General features: G+C 42.7%; 11 protein-coding genes and 2 pseudogenes. 2 read left to right on the forward strand and 11 right to left on the reverse strand.

From position 1 onward, the window contains the following. Nucleotides 1-36: 36 nt before the first annotated feature. The 7 genes from AC1TO9_RS19530 to AC1TO9_RS19560 all read right to left on the reverse strand — a co-directional run bounded on the left by AC1TO9_RS19530 (nt 37) and on the right by AC1TO9_RS19560 (nt 7141). Entirely contained in the window at nt 37-1140 is a 1104-nt protein-coding gene (locus tag AC1TO9_RS19530) for a Gfo/Idh/MocA family protein (protein WP_482060238.1), read from the reverse strand. Nucleotides 1141-1228: 88 nt separating this feature from the next. Then, nucleotides 1229-2137 (reverse strand): NAD(P)H-dependent flavin oxidoreductase, encoded by a 909-nt coding sequence (locus AC1TO9_RS19535; protein ID WP_482060239.1) that lies wholly within the window; start codon nt 2135-2137, stop codon nt 1229-1231. 86 nt (nt 2138-2223) lie between these two features. Further along, nucleotides 2224-3354 carry an NtaA/DmoA family FMN-dependent monooxygenase gene (locus AC1TO9_RS19540; RefSeq protein ID WP_482060240.1) on the reverse strand — a complete coding sequence of 377 codons (1131 nt, stop codon included), beginning with the start codon at nt 3352-3354 and terminating at the stop codon, nt 2224-2226. Between the two features lie 26 nt (nt 3355-3380). Then, a complete protein-coding gene (locus AC1TO9_RS19545; protein WP_482060241.1) occupies nt 3381-4415 on the reverse strand; it encodes an LLM class flavin-dependent oxidoreductase in 1035 nt (344 codons plus the stop codon). A 69-nt stretch (nt 4416-4484) separates the two neighbouring features. Then, the gene (locus tag AC1TO9_RS19550; RefSeq protein WP_482056852.1) at nt 4485-4910 is read right to left on the reverse strand and encodes a MarR family winged helix-turn-helix transcriptional regulator; all 426 of its coding nucleotides are present in this window, start codon (nt 4908-4910) and stop codon (nt 4485-4487) included. Between the two features lie 142 nt (nt 4911-5052). Beyond that, a complete protein-coding gene (gene nfsA / locus AC1TO9_RS19555; RefSeq protein WP_482056851.1) occupies nt 5053-5793 on the reverse strand; it encodes an oxygen-insensitive NADPH nitroreductase in 741 nt (246 codons plus the stop codon). Beyond that, nucleotides 5786-7141 carry an NtaA/DmoA family FMN-dependent monooxygenase gene (locus tag AC1TO9_RS19560; protein WP_482060242.1) on the reverse strand — a complete coding sequence of 452 codons (1356 nt, stop codon included), beginning with the start codon at nt 7139-7141 and terminating at the stop codon, nt 5786-5788. Before AC1TO9_RS19560 ends, nfsA begins: the two co-directional genes overlap by 8 nt. A gap of 209 nt (nt 7142-7350) precedes the next feature. Between AC1TO9_RS19560 and AC1TO9_RS19565 the strand changes: the two genes are divergently transcribed. Beyond that, nucleotides 7351-7695, forward strand: a complete 345-nt coding sequence (locus AC1TO9_RS19565; RefSeq protein WP_482056849.1) for a winged helix-turn-helix transcriptional regulator — start codon at nt 7351-7353, stop codon at nt 7693-7695. Nucleotides 7696-8029: 334 nt separating this feature from the next. Here AC1TO9_RS19565 and AC1TO9_RS19570 read toward each other — a convergent pair whose 3' ends face one another. The 4 genes and pseudogenes from AC1TO9_RS19570 to AC1TO9_RS19585 all read right to left on the reverse strand — a co-directional run bounded on the left by AC1TO9_RS19570 (nt 8030) and on the right by AC1TO9_RS19585 (nt 11809). Further along, nucleotides 8030-8173 (reverse strand): GNAT family N-acetyltransferase, encoded by a 144-nt coding sequence (locus AC1TO9_RS19570; protein WP_482056952.1) that lies wholly within the window; start codon nt 8171-8173, stop codon nt 8030-8032. Between the two features lie 844 nt (nt 8174-9017). Next, a complete protein-coding gene (gene arsC, locus AC1TO9_RS19575) occupies nt 9018-9398 on the reverse strand; it encodes an arsenate reductase (thioredoxin) (RefSeq protein ID WP_482056951.1) in 381 nt (126 codons plus the stop codon). 104 nt (nt 9399-9502) lie between these two features. Beyond that, nucleotides 9503-9649 (reverse strand): annotated as a pseudogene (locus tag AC1TO9_RS19580) (SDR family oxidoreductase); the annotation flags it as partial. A 177-nt stretch (nt 9650-9826) separates the two neighbouring features. Further along, a complete protein-coding gene (locus AC1TO9_RS19585; protein ID WP_482060243.1) occupies nt 9827-11809 on the reverse strand; it encodes a hypothetical protein in 1983 nt (660 codons plus the stop codon). Between the two features lie 678 nt (nt 11810-12487). On the opposite strand from AC1TO9_RS19585, the pseudogene AC1TO9_RS19590 reads away from it, so the two are divergent. Then, nucleotides 12488-15061, forward strand: a pseudogene (locus tag AC1TO9_RS19590) (glycosyl hydrolase). Nucleotides 15062-15094 lie beyond the last annotated feature (33 nt).

A 15094-nucleotide genomic window follows, 5' to 3' on the forward strand; every position in this document is an offset into this window, starting at 1 on the left:
ATGTACCTGATCGCTGAGGAAACGATTTTTTAAGCATTAAAAATATTGACGTTCACCGGTCTGTGCTGATTTTTCGACGGCATCAAGTAACTGATGAAGCTTCACCGCATCCGCGAAAGTAGGTGTTAAGGCTGTGCCTTCTTGAATATCTTGGGCGAACTTACGATAAGCCTGAGCCATATTCAGAACAAAACCTGAATCACTTTTTAGAGAAGGTGGAGCCCAGTAATAGGAATCGGGAATAGTTAGTTCATGAAGCTCGTTGTCAGTAGTTCCTGCACCGCGTAATTGGTGTGATCCGAATTGAATGGATGCAGGCGCACTTAGCACGATTGTACCCTTATCTCCGAAAATTTCAAGCGTTAGTCCTGTCTGATGTTTGACTCCACCTTGAATATGAATACTGGCTACGGCACCACTCGTTAATTTTCCAGTAATCAGTATTTGATCATCTGTCGTCTTCTTGATGACTTTCTGAATATCCACCAATTCGACTTCAGGAAACTGCTGTGCAGTAAGGGCAGAAAGTTCGGTAAAATCCCCAAGCATGTAGGTAAATGCATCCAGATTATGTCCACCTACAATGGTCAGCAAGTTCCCTCCAATCTTCCGGTCAAACAAGTACGCAGTGGACTTGTCACCGACGCCACCCATACCATCAATGGAGATCTTTAGATTCGCAGACAATACGTTTCCAACATAACCTTCTGCCAATAAATCTTTCACATACTGAATGGCTGGGCCTTGTCTGCCCTGTAATCCAATCGCATTTGGCAATTGGCGGGACGTCACCCATTCCTGCATTTCAAGTGCTTCACCTGTGTTTGACCCCAGTGGCCATTCACAATAGATCGGTTTTCCAGCAGGAGCAATGGCTTTAACGGCATTATAATGTTCCTTGACGTTAATACTGACGACGACCATGTCCACATCAGGATGTTGGGCCAAATCCTCCATGTTATCAAACCCGTGATCTGCGTGGAAGGCTTCTGCGCTCTTCATTGCACTCGCCATATTGCTTGTCCCCACTGCCGTAAGCTCAAACTCATCTAAATGCTTAATTGCTGGAATATGCGTGCCGCTTGCCCATCCGTTATTAATTGAAGCACCTATGACTCCTGTACGAATTTTTTTATTCATTAAAAAACATCTCCCTTATTTTGAATTTTAAATTCTGGTATGTTGAGCTTCCTCCTGTTTAAAAAGGAAGCCTCTCCTCTTGAGATCTTCATCCGATTAATTTAACAATTTCATCAATCACTTCTTGACACGTTAGAATTTGCTGAATGCCACCGGCTGATTCAGAAACACTTATGGTTCCATTGATCAGATCGCCATCTAACATTCCTATTTTGAACCCTTCTCCATAATATGTGTATGCTTCTTCATGCTTTCCTTGATTAATGAGTTCTAACGCTTTTTTTCCCGCTTCTGTTGGAATGGTTCTCAAATGTCCTATACCTGATTTAAATTCAATAAATTCTTCACTTTTCACCTTAATGATGGCTTTTTTTGTTTCTATACTAGCCGGATTTTCATTAGTCGCTATGAACCTTGTCCCCATATATACACCTTCTGCACCCATAGATAGGGCTGCTTTCGCTCCCCGGCCATCTATAATCCCTCCGGCAGCAATCACAGGTATTTTTACAAGTGAAGTTATCTGTGGAACAAGCGAAAGAGTACTAATTTTATAATCACTCATATGGCCACCAGCTTCATAACCTGTAACGATAAGTGCATCCACTCCTGATTTCTCAGCTTCTACAAGCTTTTCTACGGTTGGGCTTAAGTCTCTGTAGACTACCTTAATGTTATGTTCTTTAAGCCGTTTCAGTTCACGATCGACCACATGTTGTCCAATGGCAATAACGTATTTCACATCTTCTTTTATCAATACATCAAAAACTGCATTAGTAAATGGGTCTTCTATAGCCTCTCCCATTGGGAAAATGTAATTTACAGCAAATGGTTTATTCGTTAAGGCTTTAACCTTGCGAATTTCTTGGGTTAGTCGATCTGCCATATCTTCTGTACTCGTTGCTTTTTCGGTTTGGCCAGCATTTGGCCCCAATACGCCCATACCACCTGCATTGGATACTGCTGCAACAAATTCTGCAGAGGTTACCCATGTCATTTCTGCTGAAATAATAGGTGCTCAATTCCAAGTAGTTGTGTAATTCGGTTTTTTATAATAAAATCTCCTCTTGTTTGTTTTATTGGTTATTGCTTCTTATGCATATTTTCAGGATAAGGTAGCCCTAAATTCCCCCGAAGTGTATCCGCCTCATATTCCTTTCGAAATATGCCTTTATCTTGTAATATGGGAACAACCAATCGGATAAAGTCCTCAAATCCGGCTGGATGATCTTGTCTAATCAGCAAGATATCCATGACGCCTGCTCGATACCAATGTTCTATTGTTTCGGCAACCTTCTCCGCAGATCCCATTAATAGAGGTTTCGGCACTCGATAACCTTTAGGCATCAATGATTCGATTTCCCTTAGCTTGTCCAAGGCTTCTTTTTCCGTTTCACCAACGATGGGATTGTGAGAAGGCATCATCAGCAGGTCGTTTGGTGAACGCCCTTGATTTTGCACTTTACGTTTAAGGTCCGCAGTAAATCCCTTGAGATATTCAAAATCATCTCCAGGTGCCATGATGACTTCAGCATGCTGTGCAGCAATATTCATGAATTCCGGGGAGGTACCTGCTTGAAAGATGACCGGTCTGCCTTGTCGGGATCGACTGATATTTAAGGGTCCCTCCACTGAAAAGTAATTCCCGGTATAATGTAGCGGATGCATCTTACGCGGGTCATAGAATACCCCACTTTTCTTATCACGTATGAATGCATCGTCTTCGTACGAATCCCAGAGGCCTTCAACAATCTCCAGAAACTCTTTTTTCATGGGATAAAGATCTGCTTTCCTTAAATGGGACCGGCTGTAATTGGCTAATCCTCCGGGATTCGAGGTGATCGCATTCCACCCTGCTCTTCCCTTGCTAATCTTGTCGAGTGAGGCGATTTGTCTGGCAACCGTAAATGGATCAGCATATGAAGTCGCTATGGTTGCGGCCAAGCCAATGGAGTGAGTTACCATACTCAATGCAGACAATATAGATACGCCCTCAAACATGCTTAGATAGTGAGGGATCATGCCAGGTCCAATATGACTTACGTCCGCTAAAAAGATGAGATCGAACTTTCCCTGTTCAAGTTGTATGGCTTTCTGTACGTAATACTCAATATTTTCACTGGCATCTGCTGGAATATCGGGGTGTCTCCAACCCGTGTAATTCCAACCAACGCCATCAATAATTCCTCCTAATTTAAGCTTTCTTTCTTCCATGGATGAATGATCTCCTTTTCACTAGTTCACTTATTTCCTTGCGATATACCTAATTCCTTAGCCAATAATTCATGCCCATTCTTTCGGCTTTCTTGATTAGGATAAAAGTCTGCAATCATGATTTCATCCACTAGACTTGCTTTCGCAATTTGTTGAAGTTGCTCAGCAACCTGTCTAACACTTCCAATCACAAAGCGTTCTTTATTTCGTTCCATAGCCAGCTCTTCTTGAGGAGTGTATTTGTGATATTTGGCTTCTTCAGGTGTAGGGAAAGTAAGATTTCTCGTCCCTGTGCTCATCTGGGCCCACATTAACTCCGCCGGCCCTGCGATATATTTAGCCTCTTCTTCCGTCTCAGCTGTAATAACGATCGTCGCTAACATACTTTGGGGTTCACTTAAATAGGACGAAGGTTTAAAATTCGAACGGTAAGCTCTTAACATAGGAATAGCCAGTTGTGGTGCCAAATGAGCAGCAAAAACAAACCCTAATCCTTTTTCCAAGGCAAAATGTAATCCGCCCTCGCTAGATCCCAGCATAAACATATCTGGAACCATTGATTTATCTCCAGGAGGTTTGATGTGACTAAACGGGTGGGTTTCTTTAAAGTTACGGTCAAAAAAGGAAAGCAGGTTATCTAATTGCTCTGGAAAATCATTAACCTCCATTAATTCCTGGGACCTTAGCAATGCCCACATGGTTCTGCCATCAGTACCTGAAGCCCTGCCAATCCCAAGGTCAACACGCCCTGGATATAATCCTTCGAGAAGAGTAAAGTTCTCCATAACTTTCAAGGGGCTGTGATTAGGCAACATGATCCCCCCGGAACCGACTCGTATGGTTTTGGTGTGAGCTGCTGCATGCAGGCTTAGCAAGTCTGGTGAAGTACTCATCAAGGTTGTTGTGTTATGGTGTTCAGTGAACCAATACCTGTTGAACCCCCACTGTTCTGCTAATTGAACCATTTCCGTTATATTTTGGAGACTTTGCCTAGCGTCAGATCCTTTATAAATATGAACAAAGTCTAGAATAGAAAGCTGTAGACTGTTTCCTGTATTCACTTATCAGCAACTCCTTTCTGTGTTAAATTTACTTAGCTTGCTAAATATATGTTTATAAAAATAGAGAGCCTATAATATATTACTCTCCATTTTTTGAATTAATTGTCTTAATATCAGCCGATCTTCCGTAGAAATGGAACGCAGTAATTTTTCCTGCTGCTCCCACCATTTAATCTCAACTGGTTTTTCTAATTCTTTGCCTTTATCTGTAAGGGAAATCCGCATAACCCGTGCATCTTGTTCATCTCGTTTACGGTATATGAATCCGTTCTGCTCCAGTGATTTAACCATATTGGTCACGGTAGGGGGTTCGCATTTTAAGTGTTCACATATTTGCATTTGTGTTACCCCATCGCCTAACCACAAACGATACAATAAATTATCTTGCCCGACATAAAGGTTAAGTTCCCTTAGAGATTCACCATAATTTCGACGCATTTGTGAGGAGATCCGATCTAACGACTGTCGAATATCACAATCCACTGCATGTGTCATGGACTAACCTCCACCATTCTAAATATATTTAGCCTACTAAATATGTCGCGGTAAAAAACGGATGTCAATTATAAATGGGAACTGCCCCTATTCAAGGGCAGTTTTTCCAGACTAAAGATCATTATACTCGACTTCGTTAAACTTATTTTTTGGCATATCCCTGCTTGTTCAAATAACCCATCGTTTTGGTCTGAATACTTCTCTGGAGATGATCCTGGATATGGTCACTCCATCCTTTTACTTTTTTCACTGTGAATGGAGCCTTAACCGGGCGGCTTTCATAATACTTCAACATGGTTTCATCATAGACGGCTAGTTTCTCTTGATCAAGTGGTTGATACTGATTATCTAGCAAGACCATGGATTGCGGTAACCGTGGCTTAAGCTCTGGTTTATCTCCCGCTGGAGTACCGATGCATAGTCCCACCAAAGGAATCACATACTTCGGCAAATGTAATAGGTCGGATAATTCGTTGATATTTGCTCTGACTGCACCAATAAACACACCGCCAAGTCCCATGGATTCAGCAGCGGTTAACGCATTTTGTGCCATCAGTCCCGCATCAAATGCTCCAATCAGGAGAAATTCAATATTCTCGATGTCCACATCCGGGGCAATTTGATGATTACGGTTGAAATCTGCACAGAAAATCCAAAACTCTGCTGCTTCTTCGATGTAGGGTTGATCCATGCAGAGGTGCATCACTTTTTTTCGCAGATCCGGATCTGTAATTCGAATAATGGACACAGCCTGCAGGAGACTGAACGATGAACTTTGATTAGCTGCTTTAAAGATTGCATTAACTTGTTCCTCTGTCAGTGGTTGATTTGTATAAGAACGAACAGATGTATGATTATGAAGCAATTCAAGGGTATTATTCATTTGTATCTTCTCCTTTATTCGTTATTACTATTTCAGCATTTCCGTATTGATAAGGAACCCCCATATTCTCGCGCAGTGTTTTCCCCTCATATTCCCTGTGGAACAAACCACGCTCCTGCAAAATTGGGATAACTAAGTCCACAAAATCAGAAACTCCATCATAAGATATATCAGGAACAACCGAGAAGCCGTCAACTGCACCGGCCAAAAACCATTCTTCCAAAAAGTCAGCAACTTGTACGGGGGTACCTGCAACTACCGGATGATAGTTAATGACACCATGGGCAAGAACATCCCGAATAGTTAGCCCTTGTTTTAGTAGCTTTAAAACTCTGGGTGAACGTGGATCCCGTGGATTGGCGTATGCATTCTTCAACAAGCCAATTGATAAAGGCTGATTAATATCGACAGAGTTCATAGATAGCGGTAAACCAATCATAGAACCAAGGTAACTAACCCTACTTGGAATCTCCTCAGGATTAAAACTCATAAGCTGTCTTCGCCGTTCCAAAGCTTCGTCATCAGTTGAACCTATGGAAAACATAAAACCTGCATACATCTTAATATCATCGGGATTTCTGCCAAAACGGGCAGCACTTTGACGAAGTGCTTGTCTGTGTTCACGGGCGGACTCTATATCATAAGGATTTGCATAGACACCAGAAGCGTACCTCCCAGCCAATTCCAATCCTTCATCCCCTCCGCCTGCTTGGAAAATAACGGGCTGACCCTGCTCTGAGGGAGGGATGGGCAAAGGACCACGAGATGCATAATATTGCCCTTCAAGGTTTATAGGTCGAATTTTGTCCATGTCGGCAAACTTTCCACCTTCTACATCTAATTTCCAAGCGTCTGATTCCCAACTCCCCCACAAGGCTTGGACAATTTGTATGGATTCATGAGCCATGTCATATCGTTCTTTGCGATTAGAAACCTCAGCACCAAAATTCGCCGCCGCTAATGGGTGGGATGAGGTGACCGCATTCCATCCTACACGGCCATGACTTATAACATCCAGTGCTTTGAACTGACGTGCGATGTTATATGGATAATTGAATGTCGTGGAGAGGGTAGCAACAAGCCCAATATGTTTCGTTTCTCTGGCTACAGCCATTAGTGCTAACATAGGATCCATAGGGAACATAGGAGTCTGAGGACCTAAGTCATTGTATAATGCAGGAGTATCCGCGATGAAGATCATTTGAAATTTTCCTTTTTCAGCTAATTTAGCCCGTTCCACATAACTATCTATATTTGTGTAAGCTTCTGGGTCGGTGCCAGGCATTCTCCAAGCGCTGAATTCAGCTCCATACCCAGAAACCATCTGTAGAGCCAACTGCATCTTCATGTATCTCTTCTCCTTTATTCAGGTTAGGTGAGTGTTGGATCACTTTTTTGTGGTATAATAATAATTAGTCTGCTAACTAAAAATTGAACAAAGTTATTCTGTTTAGTGGCATTGATACCATCATAAATTCATTTGCTTTATCTGCAAAGAGGGCAATATAAATGAACATAGTACAATTTTTTGTACCAATAGATAAGGAGTAACAACAAATGAGGGTCTGTAATGAAGGATTTGATAAAGAGTTTAAGGATGAAAAAGGGGAGTTGTACACGATTGCCTTTACTCAAAATGTTCTTTCAGGACGTTGGAAATATTTTATATTATGGTATCTAAAAGGTGAAACACGCCGTTATACGGATATAAAAAAATTTCTTGGAGGTTTGTCACAAGGCTCTCTCACCAAGCAGCTTAAGGAGCTTGAGAACGATGGGGTTATTAAACGTGAGGTTTATCCGGAAGTTCCTCCACGGGTAGAGTATTCGTTAACGGACAAGGGAATCAAAATACTGCCGGTCCTTGAGAAAATGGAGGACTTCGGTAAAGAATACGGCTAAAAACCCGAGTTCGATGAGGGGTAGAACAAGAAGAAATCGTCCCCTAAGCAGGTTTCTCTGCAAATGGGACGACCTCTTATACAGTTTCGATCTTGACCCTGCTAAACTCCACAGCACCCTGACTGATCAACATGGCAAGATTTCCTTGCTGAATGTCGTACATTCTGGCACTCATCGCCACATCACCGCCGACATAAATTTCGCAGATTGTCCGAAATCGACCAATCTCCAACGATTCCTGAATCACTGTTGCGCTATCATCACCCGGATATTGCTTTAATGAGCTTATGTTAAAATAACAAGTAATCAGAGAGCTGGATTGAAAAAACTCTATTTAAGTGAATATCAAATCAGCAATAAGACCATGTTCTTGCCCTCTTACTATTTCAAGGTTATCAAAAGTACATTGTAAAATTGCTTTTGTAGCTTCAGTTTCGTAACTCTTCCCCCAATATTTACGTCTTAATCTCCATCCAATCTCAAGGCCCCGATTACAAGCTTTGCTATCTCAGGAGTAAATTTTACAGCCTCTGGATCATTGAAATATATGGCTAGCTAATTTAACCGGAAAAGCAGTGTACACTTGCAAGTGCTACTCCAAAAGTCGATGTTTTCTTTAATTAAATTATAGATACAATCCTTTTTTTAATTCCATTTTTATTAAAACTATTATATAGAGGGGTCATTTTATGGCTTTTTTCAGCCAAATTTATAAGATATAAAGCATATTCTGATTTTGCTTCCTCTCCAAATAGTCGAATTTTGAATCAAATTGGCAATCGGACAAGAACTTGGTCCCGTAGCCAATCCCCTCCGATTCCGACACAAAAAATCAACTCGTTTCAAATGAGTTGTTTACTAACCATGTTTTGTAACAATAGAATTAATGTAATTCTTTAGTTCAAGATCCTCCGGAAAATCAATGACTATATGTGTTGGCATATTACTTCCCTTGACTGGCTGGATAGGCGCAGTGGCCTAAATTAAAGCAATCCTGTACTTGCACCTTCACTTTAAAGGGGTAAGGTGAAGATGCTGCTAATTACTGTATCCTGCATATATCAATGATTGTTACGGATTATTTCTGTTTCACGGATTTTAGAGCTTTAATGCTTCCAGCCTTTTTGCTCGCTCAAACGCTTTATGTAAAAACTCTTTAGCCGATAAATCCTCATAATCCTAAATTCTGGACTCTATTGTAGTTGAGCCTGAATAATCCGTTTCCACAATTTTTTTCGTGGTTGTAGACTAATCAATCGTGCCGTCAAAGGGTAACCCGTGTTCGCTATGACTTCCGTTATTATCATGTAAATGTACTACAATCAACCGAGAACCGTACTTGGATAATAAATCATTGCCCATTTCTCTTCATCTGTACCTTGCGCTTTGGCTGGATCATTAAATCTCCAATGTTCAAGTTTCACTTTTGGAGGCGTAATCGGGCATTTGTCAGTAGCATCGCCACATAAGGTAACGACTAGATCTGCGTTATTCAAAAGATTGGGATCAATCATATCCGAGGTTTGCATAGATATATCAATATCTACCTCATTCATAGCTTTTACAGCTTTAGGGTTTAAGCCATGGGCTTCAATGCCAGCACTATAAATATTCCAAGTCCCCCCTAAGTATTTCTTAGCCCAACCTACGGCCATCTTGCTCCGGCAAGAATTTCCTGTACATAAAAAGAAAATGGTACCGATCTTCCCATTCCCTATTCTCTAAATTCTTCATAACTCGTTAGAAAAAGACCCGGGAGTGAAATGAGGTTCCGACTTCCCGGGGATTTAGATAGGCAGTTAATAATTTATTTGGCGTAATATCCACCGTCGATTGGCAGTTCAATTCCTGTAATATAGGAAGAATCATCCGAGGCCAGGAACAGCACGCCTTTGGCGATATCCTCAGCTGTACCGAGGCGCATCAACGGAGTCTGTGAGAAGAACCACGGCTTCAATTTGTATTTATGGAAGTTACTTCAGCTCTTGTGTTCAATGAGAAACCAAATAAAATATATTTTTATCGTTATATCTAATAAATTTATTTTCTAAATATTCTATCTAACTAAGTTTCTTAAGAATGATAATTACTTTGACATCCGTAATAGGCCTCACCAAAGTCAAAATAATAATTAGACTAATCCAGCGACCCAAGGTGATAACCGCAAGCTTACATCACTTGTGTTTATGAGATCACCAACCGTAAAACCCGTGAGGTTTTGAGCTCTAAAATTGATTGGGAAGGCATCATTTACACTTCCTGTTCCCGTAGTACTACCACCTATTGAAGACCCATTAATTTGATTGTACACAGCCAGATAATAAATATTATTACCTAACAGCGTAATAGGTGCAGTTAATGGCAGGATGAACAGACCTGGTGTAAAGGACATTGATACAGTAGTCACAGCAATAACCGAAGCTGTTGTTGAACTGACTGGTTGTAAAACGGCCATCTGAAACCTACCTGTATTACTACCTAATTGTGTAACAAAAGCTGCAAGTCTACTGATCGTTGAGTCTTGCCCATTAAAGGCAAGAGCGCCAATGGCTTGGTTGTTTCCAGAACCTTCGTTAAAATCGATTAGTGTGTCTATGTCTCCCATTTTTACGGTTTCAATAAATGGTGATCCATCACCCGTTACTCCAGTTAGTCCGGTTACTCCAGTTACGCCTGTAGCTCCGGTTGGTCCGGTTGGTCCGGTTGGTCCTGTTGCTCCAGTTACGCCTGTAGCTCCGGTTACTCCCGTTGGTCCTGTTGCTCCTGTTGCTCCTGTTGCTCCTGTTGCTCCTGTTGCTCCGGTTGCTCCGGTTACTCCCGTTGCCCCTGTTGCGCCTGTTGCTCCTGTTGCTCCAGTTGCTCCAGTTGCCCCTGTTGCTCCAGTTACTCCCGTTGGTCCGGTTGGTCCTGTAGCTCCTGTTGCTCCAGTTACGCCTGTAGCTCCCGTTGCTCCTGTTGCTCCTGTTGCTCCTGTAGCTCCAGTTGCGCCTGTTGCGCCTGTTGGTCCTGTTGCTCCAGTTGGTCCTGTTGCGCCTGTTGCGCCTGTTGCGCCTGTTGCTCCAGTTACGCCTGTAGCTCCTGTTGCTCCTGTTGCTCCCCCTGCGGCTCCCGTTTCTCCTACGGCTCCTGTTTCTCCTGTTGCTCCCGTTGCTCCTGTTGCTCCTGTTGCTCCCGTTTCACCACTATCTCCTGTTGCTCCTGTTTCTCCTGTTGATCCCCCTGCAGGTCCTGTAGCTCCCGTTGCTCCTGTTTCTCCTGTTGCTCCCGTTGCTCCGGTTGCTCCAGTTGCTCCAGTTGGTCCAGTTGCACCTGTTGCACCTGTTGGTCCAGTTGCTCCTGTTGCTCCGGTTACTCCAGTAGCTCCAGTAGCTCCTGTTACTCCTGTTGCTCCGGTAACTCCAGTAGCTCCAGTTACTCCAGTAGCTCCGGTTACTCCAGTAGCTCCGGTTACTCCAGTAGCTCCAGTAGCTCCTGTTACGCCTGTCGCGCCTGTTGCTCCGGTTACTCCCGTTGCGCCAGTCACTCCTGTTGCTCCTGTTGCTCCTGTTACTCCAGTCGCGCCAGTTACTCCAGTCGCGCCAGTTGCGCCTGTTGGTCCTGTTGGTCCTGTTGCTCCTGTTGCTCCTGTTGGTCCTGTTGGTCCTGTTGCTCCTGTTGGTCCTGTTGGTCCTGTTGCTCCTGTAGCCCCTGTTGCTCCTGTTGTTCCGGTAGCTCCGGTTGCTACTGTTGGTCCTGTTGGTCCTGTTGCTCCGGTTACTCCTGTTACTCCTGTTGCTCCTGTTGCTCCTGTTGCTCCTGTTGTTCCAGTTGCTCCTGTTGCTCCTGTTGCTCCTGTTGCCCCTGTTGCACCTGTAGCTCCTGTTTCTCCTGTTTCTCCAGTTTCTCCTCTAAACCCACGTGGTCCTCGCTTACCTCGCTTACCTCGCTTACCTCTAGATCCTCTTTCACAACACTTCTTGCTTTTCTTTTGATTATTTATCTTACAAATAATATCCTTATTAATGCAAATTCCGCTTCTTTTTAGACACTTAGTTCTTTTTTTATTGCTCCTATGGGGTTTATGTTTCTTCAGTTTCTTCTTACATAAACTACGATAACTTGACTTGCATTTCATGAGAATTCTCTTTTTTTTGTTTGAATAAATAGTCAACTTAGAACACCTCCATGTACCTATAATATGGGTTTTAGTAAACTTGGATTGGGTATAAACAACAATAATTACCACTGCGGGTCGAAAAATTTGATGTTTCTGAACTAACTTTGGAGCGAGCTGGTTTCAAAATTTCTTTGTGTATTCATGTACTAGATGTCGAATGAATTTACATCATTAAACTAAAATTTATAATACACACTGGAATAGTGACTTTTATTTCACGAATTCAATCATTACTATTTAATCATAGGAGATTCTAAAATGGCTGCTGTTACCACATTTATTTTAGCGACTGCTCATTTACAATCAAAACTAATTCACCGAAAGAAACAGTGGATGAAATCATACAATTATTGAAGAGCAAGTGCCCTGTTGGAGATACAATTGTAAATCCAGTTAATCTTAAATTGGCAAACATCATTATCGATAATTAATCGCTGCCTCAGCGTACTTTTTTCCGCTATGGCGATTTCTCGATAAAAGGGATGTGTTGTCGGAACATCCAAACAATAACTTAATTTCTTATTCTCTAATATTTACAAATTATTACATGTATGTTATGTTCGCTATGTAAGCGCATCCACGAAATGTTAGATGGCACAAATATTTATCAATTTAACATGGAAAGGAATAATGATTATGAAAAACTTGTTTAAAAAGGCAATCGCAATTATGCTGGCGTTTACCCTGCTCCTTGGGTTGATGACAGCGCCAGTACATGCAGACATCCCACTTTTCACGATTGAAAGCGAGAACGCTCAGCTCACCTCCGATCTTCAAGTGGTGACTGAAATTTACGGACAACCTAAGCCTGGATTCTCCGGGAGCTGATTTGTCTGGATGCAGAATTCTGGCACAATAACCTTCACAGTGACTGTCCCAGAAACGGGCATGTATGCGATCTCCACCCGCTACATGCAAGAGCTCAGTCCTGATGGCAGACTTCAATATTTAACAGTCAACGGCGTTACCAAGGGCTCGTTTATGTTGCCCTACACGACCACATGGTCTGACTTTGAATTTGGATTTTATAAGCTGAATCAAGGAAGCAACACCATTCAACTGAAGGCTGGTTGGGGATTCGCTTATTTCGACACCTTCACTGTTGATTATGCCGATCTTGATCCTTTGGATGTGCAGCCTATTCTTACCGATCCTCAAGCAACACCAGAAACACAGATGTTGATGAATTATTTAACGGAGGTTTACGGCAACCATATTATCTCTGGCCAGCAGGAGATTTATGGAAGTGGAAATGACGGCGATTATGAGTTAGAGTTTGATTGGATCTATAATTTAACCGAAAAATATCCAGCAATCCGCGGCTTCGATTTTATGAACTATAATCCGCTCTATGGCTGGGACGACGACACAACCGAACGGACCATCGAATGGGTGAATAACCGCGGTGGGATTGCCACAGCTGCCTGGCATATCAATGTGCCTCGCAATTTCACCACCTATCAGCTTGGGGAGTTTGTAGATTGGGAAGACGCCACCTACAAGCCGACGGAAACCAATTTTAATACTGCCAATGCGGTGGTTCCTGGTACGAAAGAATATCAATACGTGATGATGACCATTGAGGATTTGGCAGAACAGCTGCTGATTCTCCAAGATAACAACGTGCCGGTTATTTTCCGTCCCTATCATGAGGCGGAGGGCAACGGCGGAATAAATGGTGAAGGCGCGTGGTTCTGGTGGGCTTCGGCAGGCGCAGAGGTATACAAGCAGCTGTGGGATCTACTCTATACCGAACTTTCAGAGACATACGGCTTGCACAACTTGATCTGGACCTACAATAGCTACGTGTACAGCACTTCTCCTGCTTGGTATCCTGGAGATCATCAGGTTGATATTGTCGGCTATGATAAATACAATACGATCTACAACCGTGATGACGGTTTGTCCGGCGTACCCAATGAGGACGCCATTACCTCGATTTTCTATAAACTTGTTGATTTAACCGATGGCACTAAAATGGTAGCCATGACAGAGAACGACACCGTCCCAAGTGTACAGAATCTGATAGAGGAAAAAGCGGGATGGCTCTACTACTGCCCTTGGTATGGCGAGCATCTCATCAGTTCTGCCTTTAATGATCCCGCTACCTTAATAACGCTTTATCAAAGTGATTACGTAATCACATTAGATGAACTCCCTGATTTAAAGGTCAACAATCCAATCCCAAGCTCATCCTTCACACCTACCAGCATCGAATTTGACAGATACACACCCAATCAAAGTGACAAAGCCATCACCATGAATTTTAACGGCAATACGTTATCCGCTATCCGATTAGGTGCCAATGCATTAACCTCAACTCAGGACTACATCTTAAATGGAAATACATTACTACTGAAAAAGGAATATCTTGCTCAACTGTCGGTTGGAGAGCATTCGATCATCTTTGATTTTAATCAAGGACAAGATCCCGTATTAAAAGTTAAAATTGTCGATTCAACACCGAGCGCTGCGATTTCGCCAGTGAATGCGACATTTGATAAAGCATCGAATCTTTCACAGGATATCTCTATATCCCTTACTTTAAACGGACACCAGCTTGCAAGTATAACGAATGGAAATTACACTCTTATAGCGGATCAGGAATATACGACATCAAGCACTGCTATCGTTCTGCACAAATCCTATCTTTCCGCGCTGCCACTGGGCCAGAATACGATAATCTTTCATTTCAGCGGAGGAAATGACGCTGTGCTTACAGTAAATGTGGTGGACAACAGTGTTCCTGTACCCGCAGGAGAGTTGACAATCCAATCGTTTAACGGCAATACGAGTGCCTCCACCAACGGAATCTCACCCAAATTCAAAGTAATCAACAACGGTGATTCGGCGATTCAGTTAAGTGATGTAAACCTCCGGTACTACTATACAATTGACGGCGAACAACCACAGAATTTCTGGAGCGACTGGGCCAATATCGGGAGTGCGAATGTAACCGGCAATTTCGTTAAACTGGAGACTCCGGTTGCGGGAGCCGATTGTGTTCTGGAAATTGGCTTTACGAGTTCGGCTGGAACGCTTAATCCTGGCCAAAGCGTAGAAATCCAAACTCGTTTCTCCAAAACCGACTGGTCCAATTACAATCAGGCTAACGATTATTCGTTTAAAGCATCCAGCAGTCAGTTCGCAGACAATGAACAGGTTACCGGGTATATGAACGATCAGCTTGTATGGGGGATTGAACCGTAAAGAGGTAAATAAAAAGGGTTGGATCGAGGGTTA

It is taken from the genome of Paenibacillus sp. Y916 (assembly GCF_056786435.1).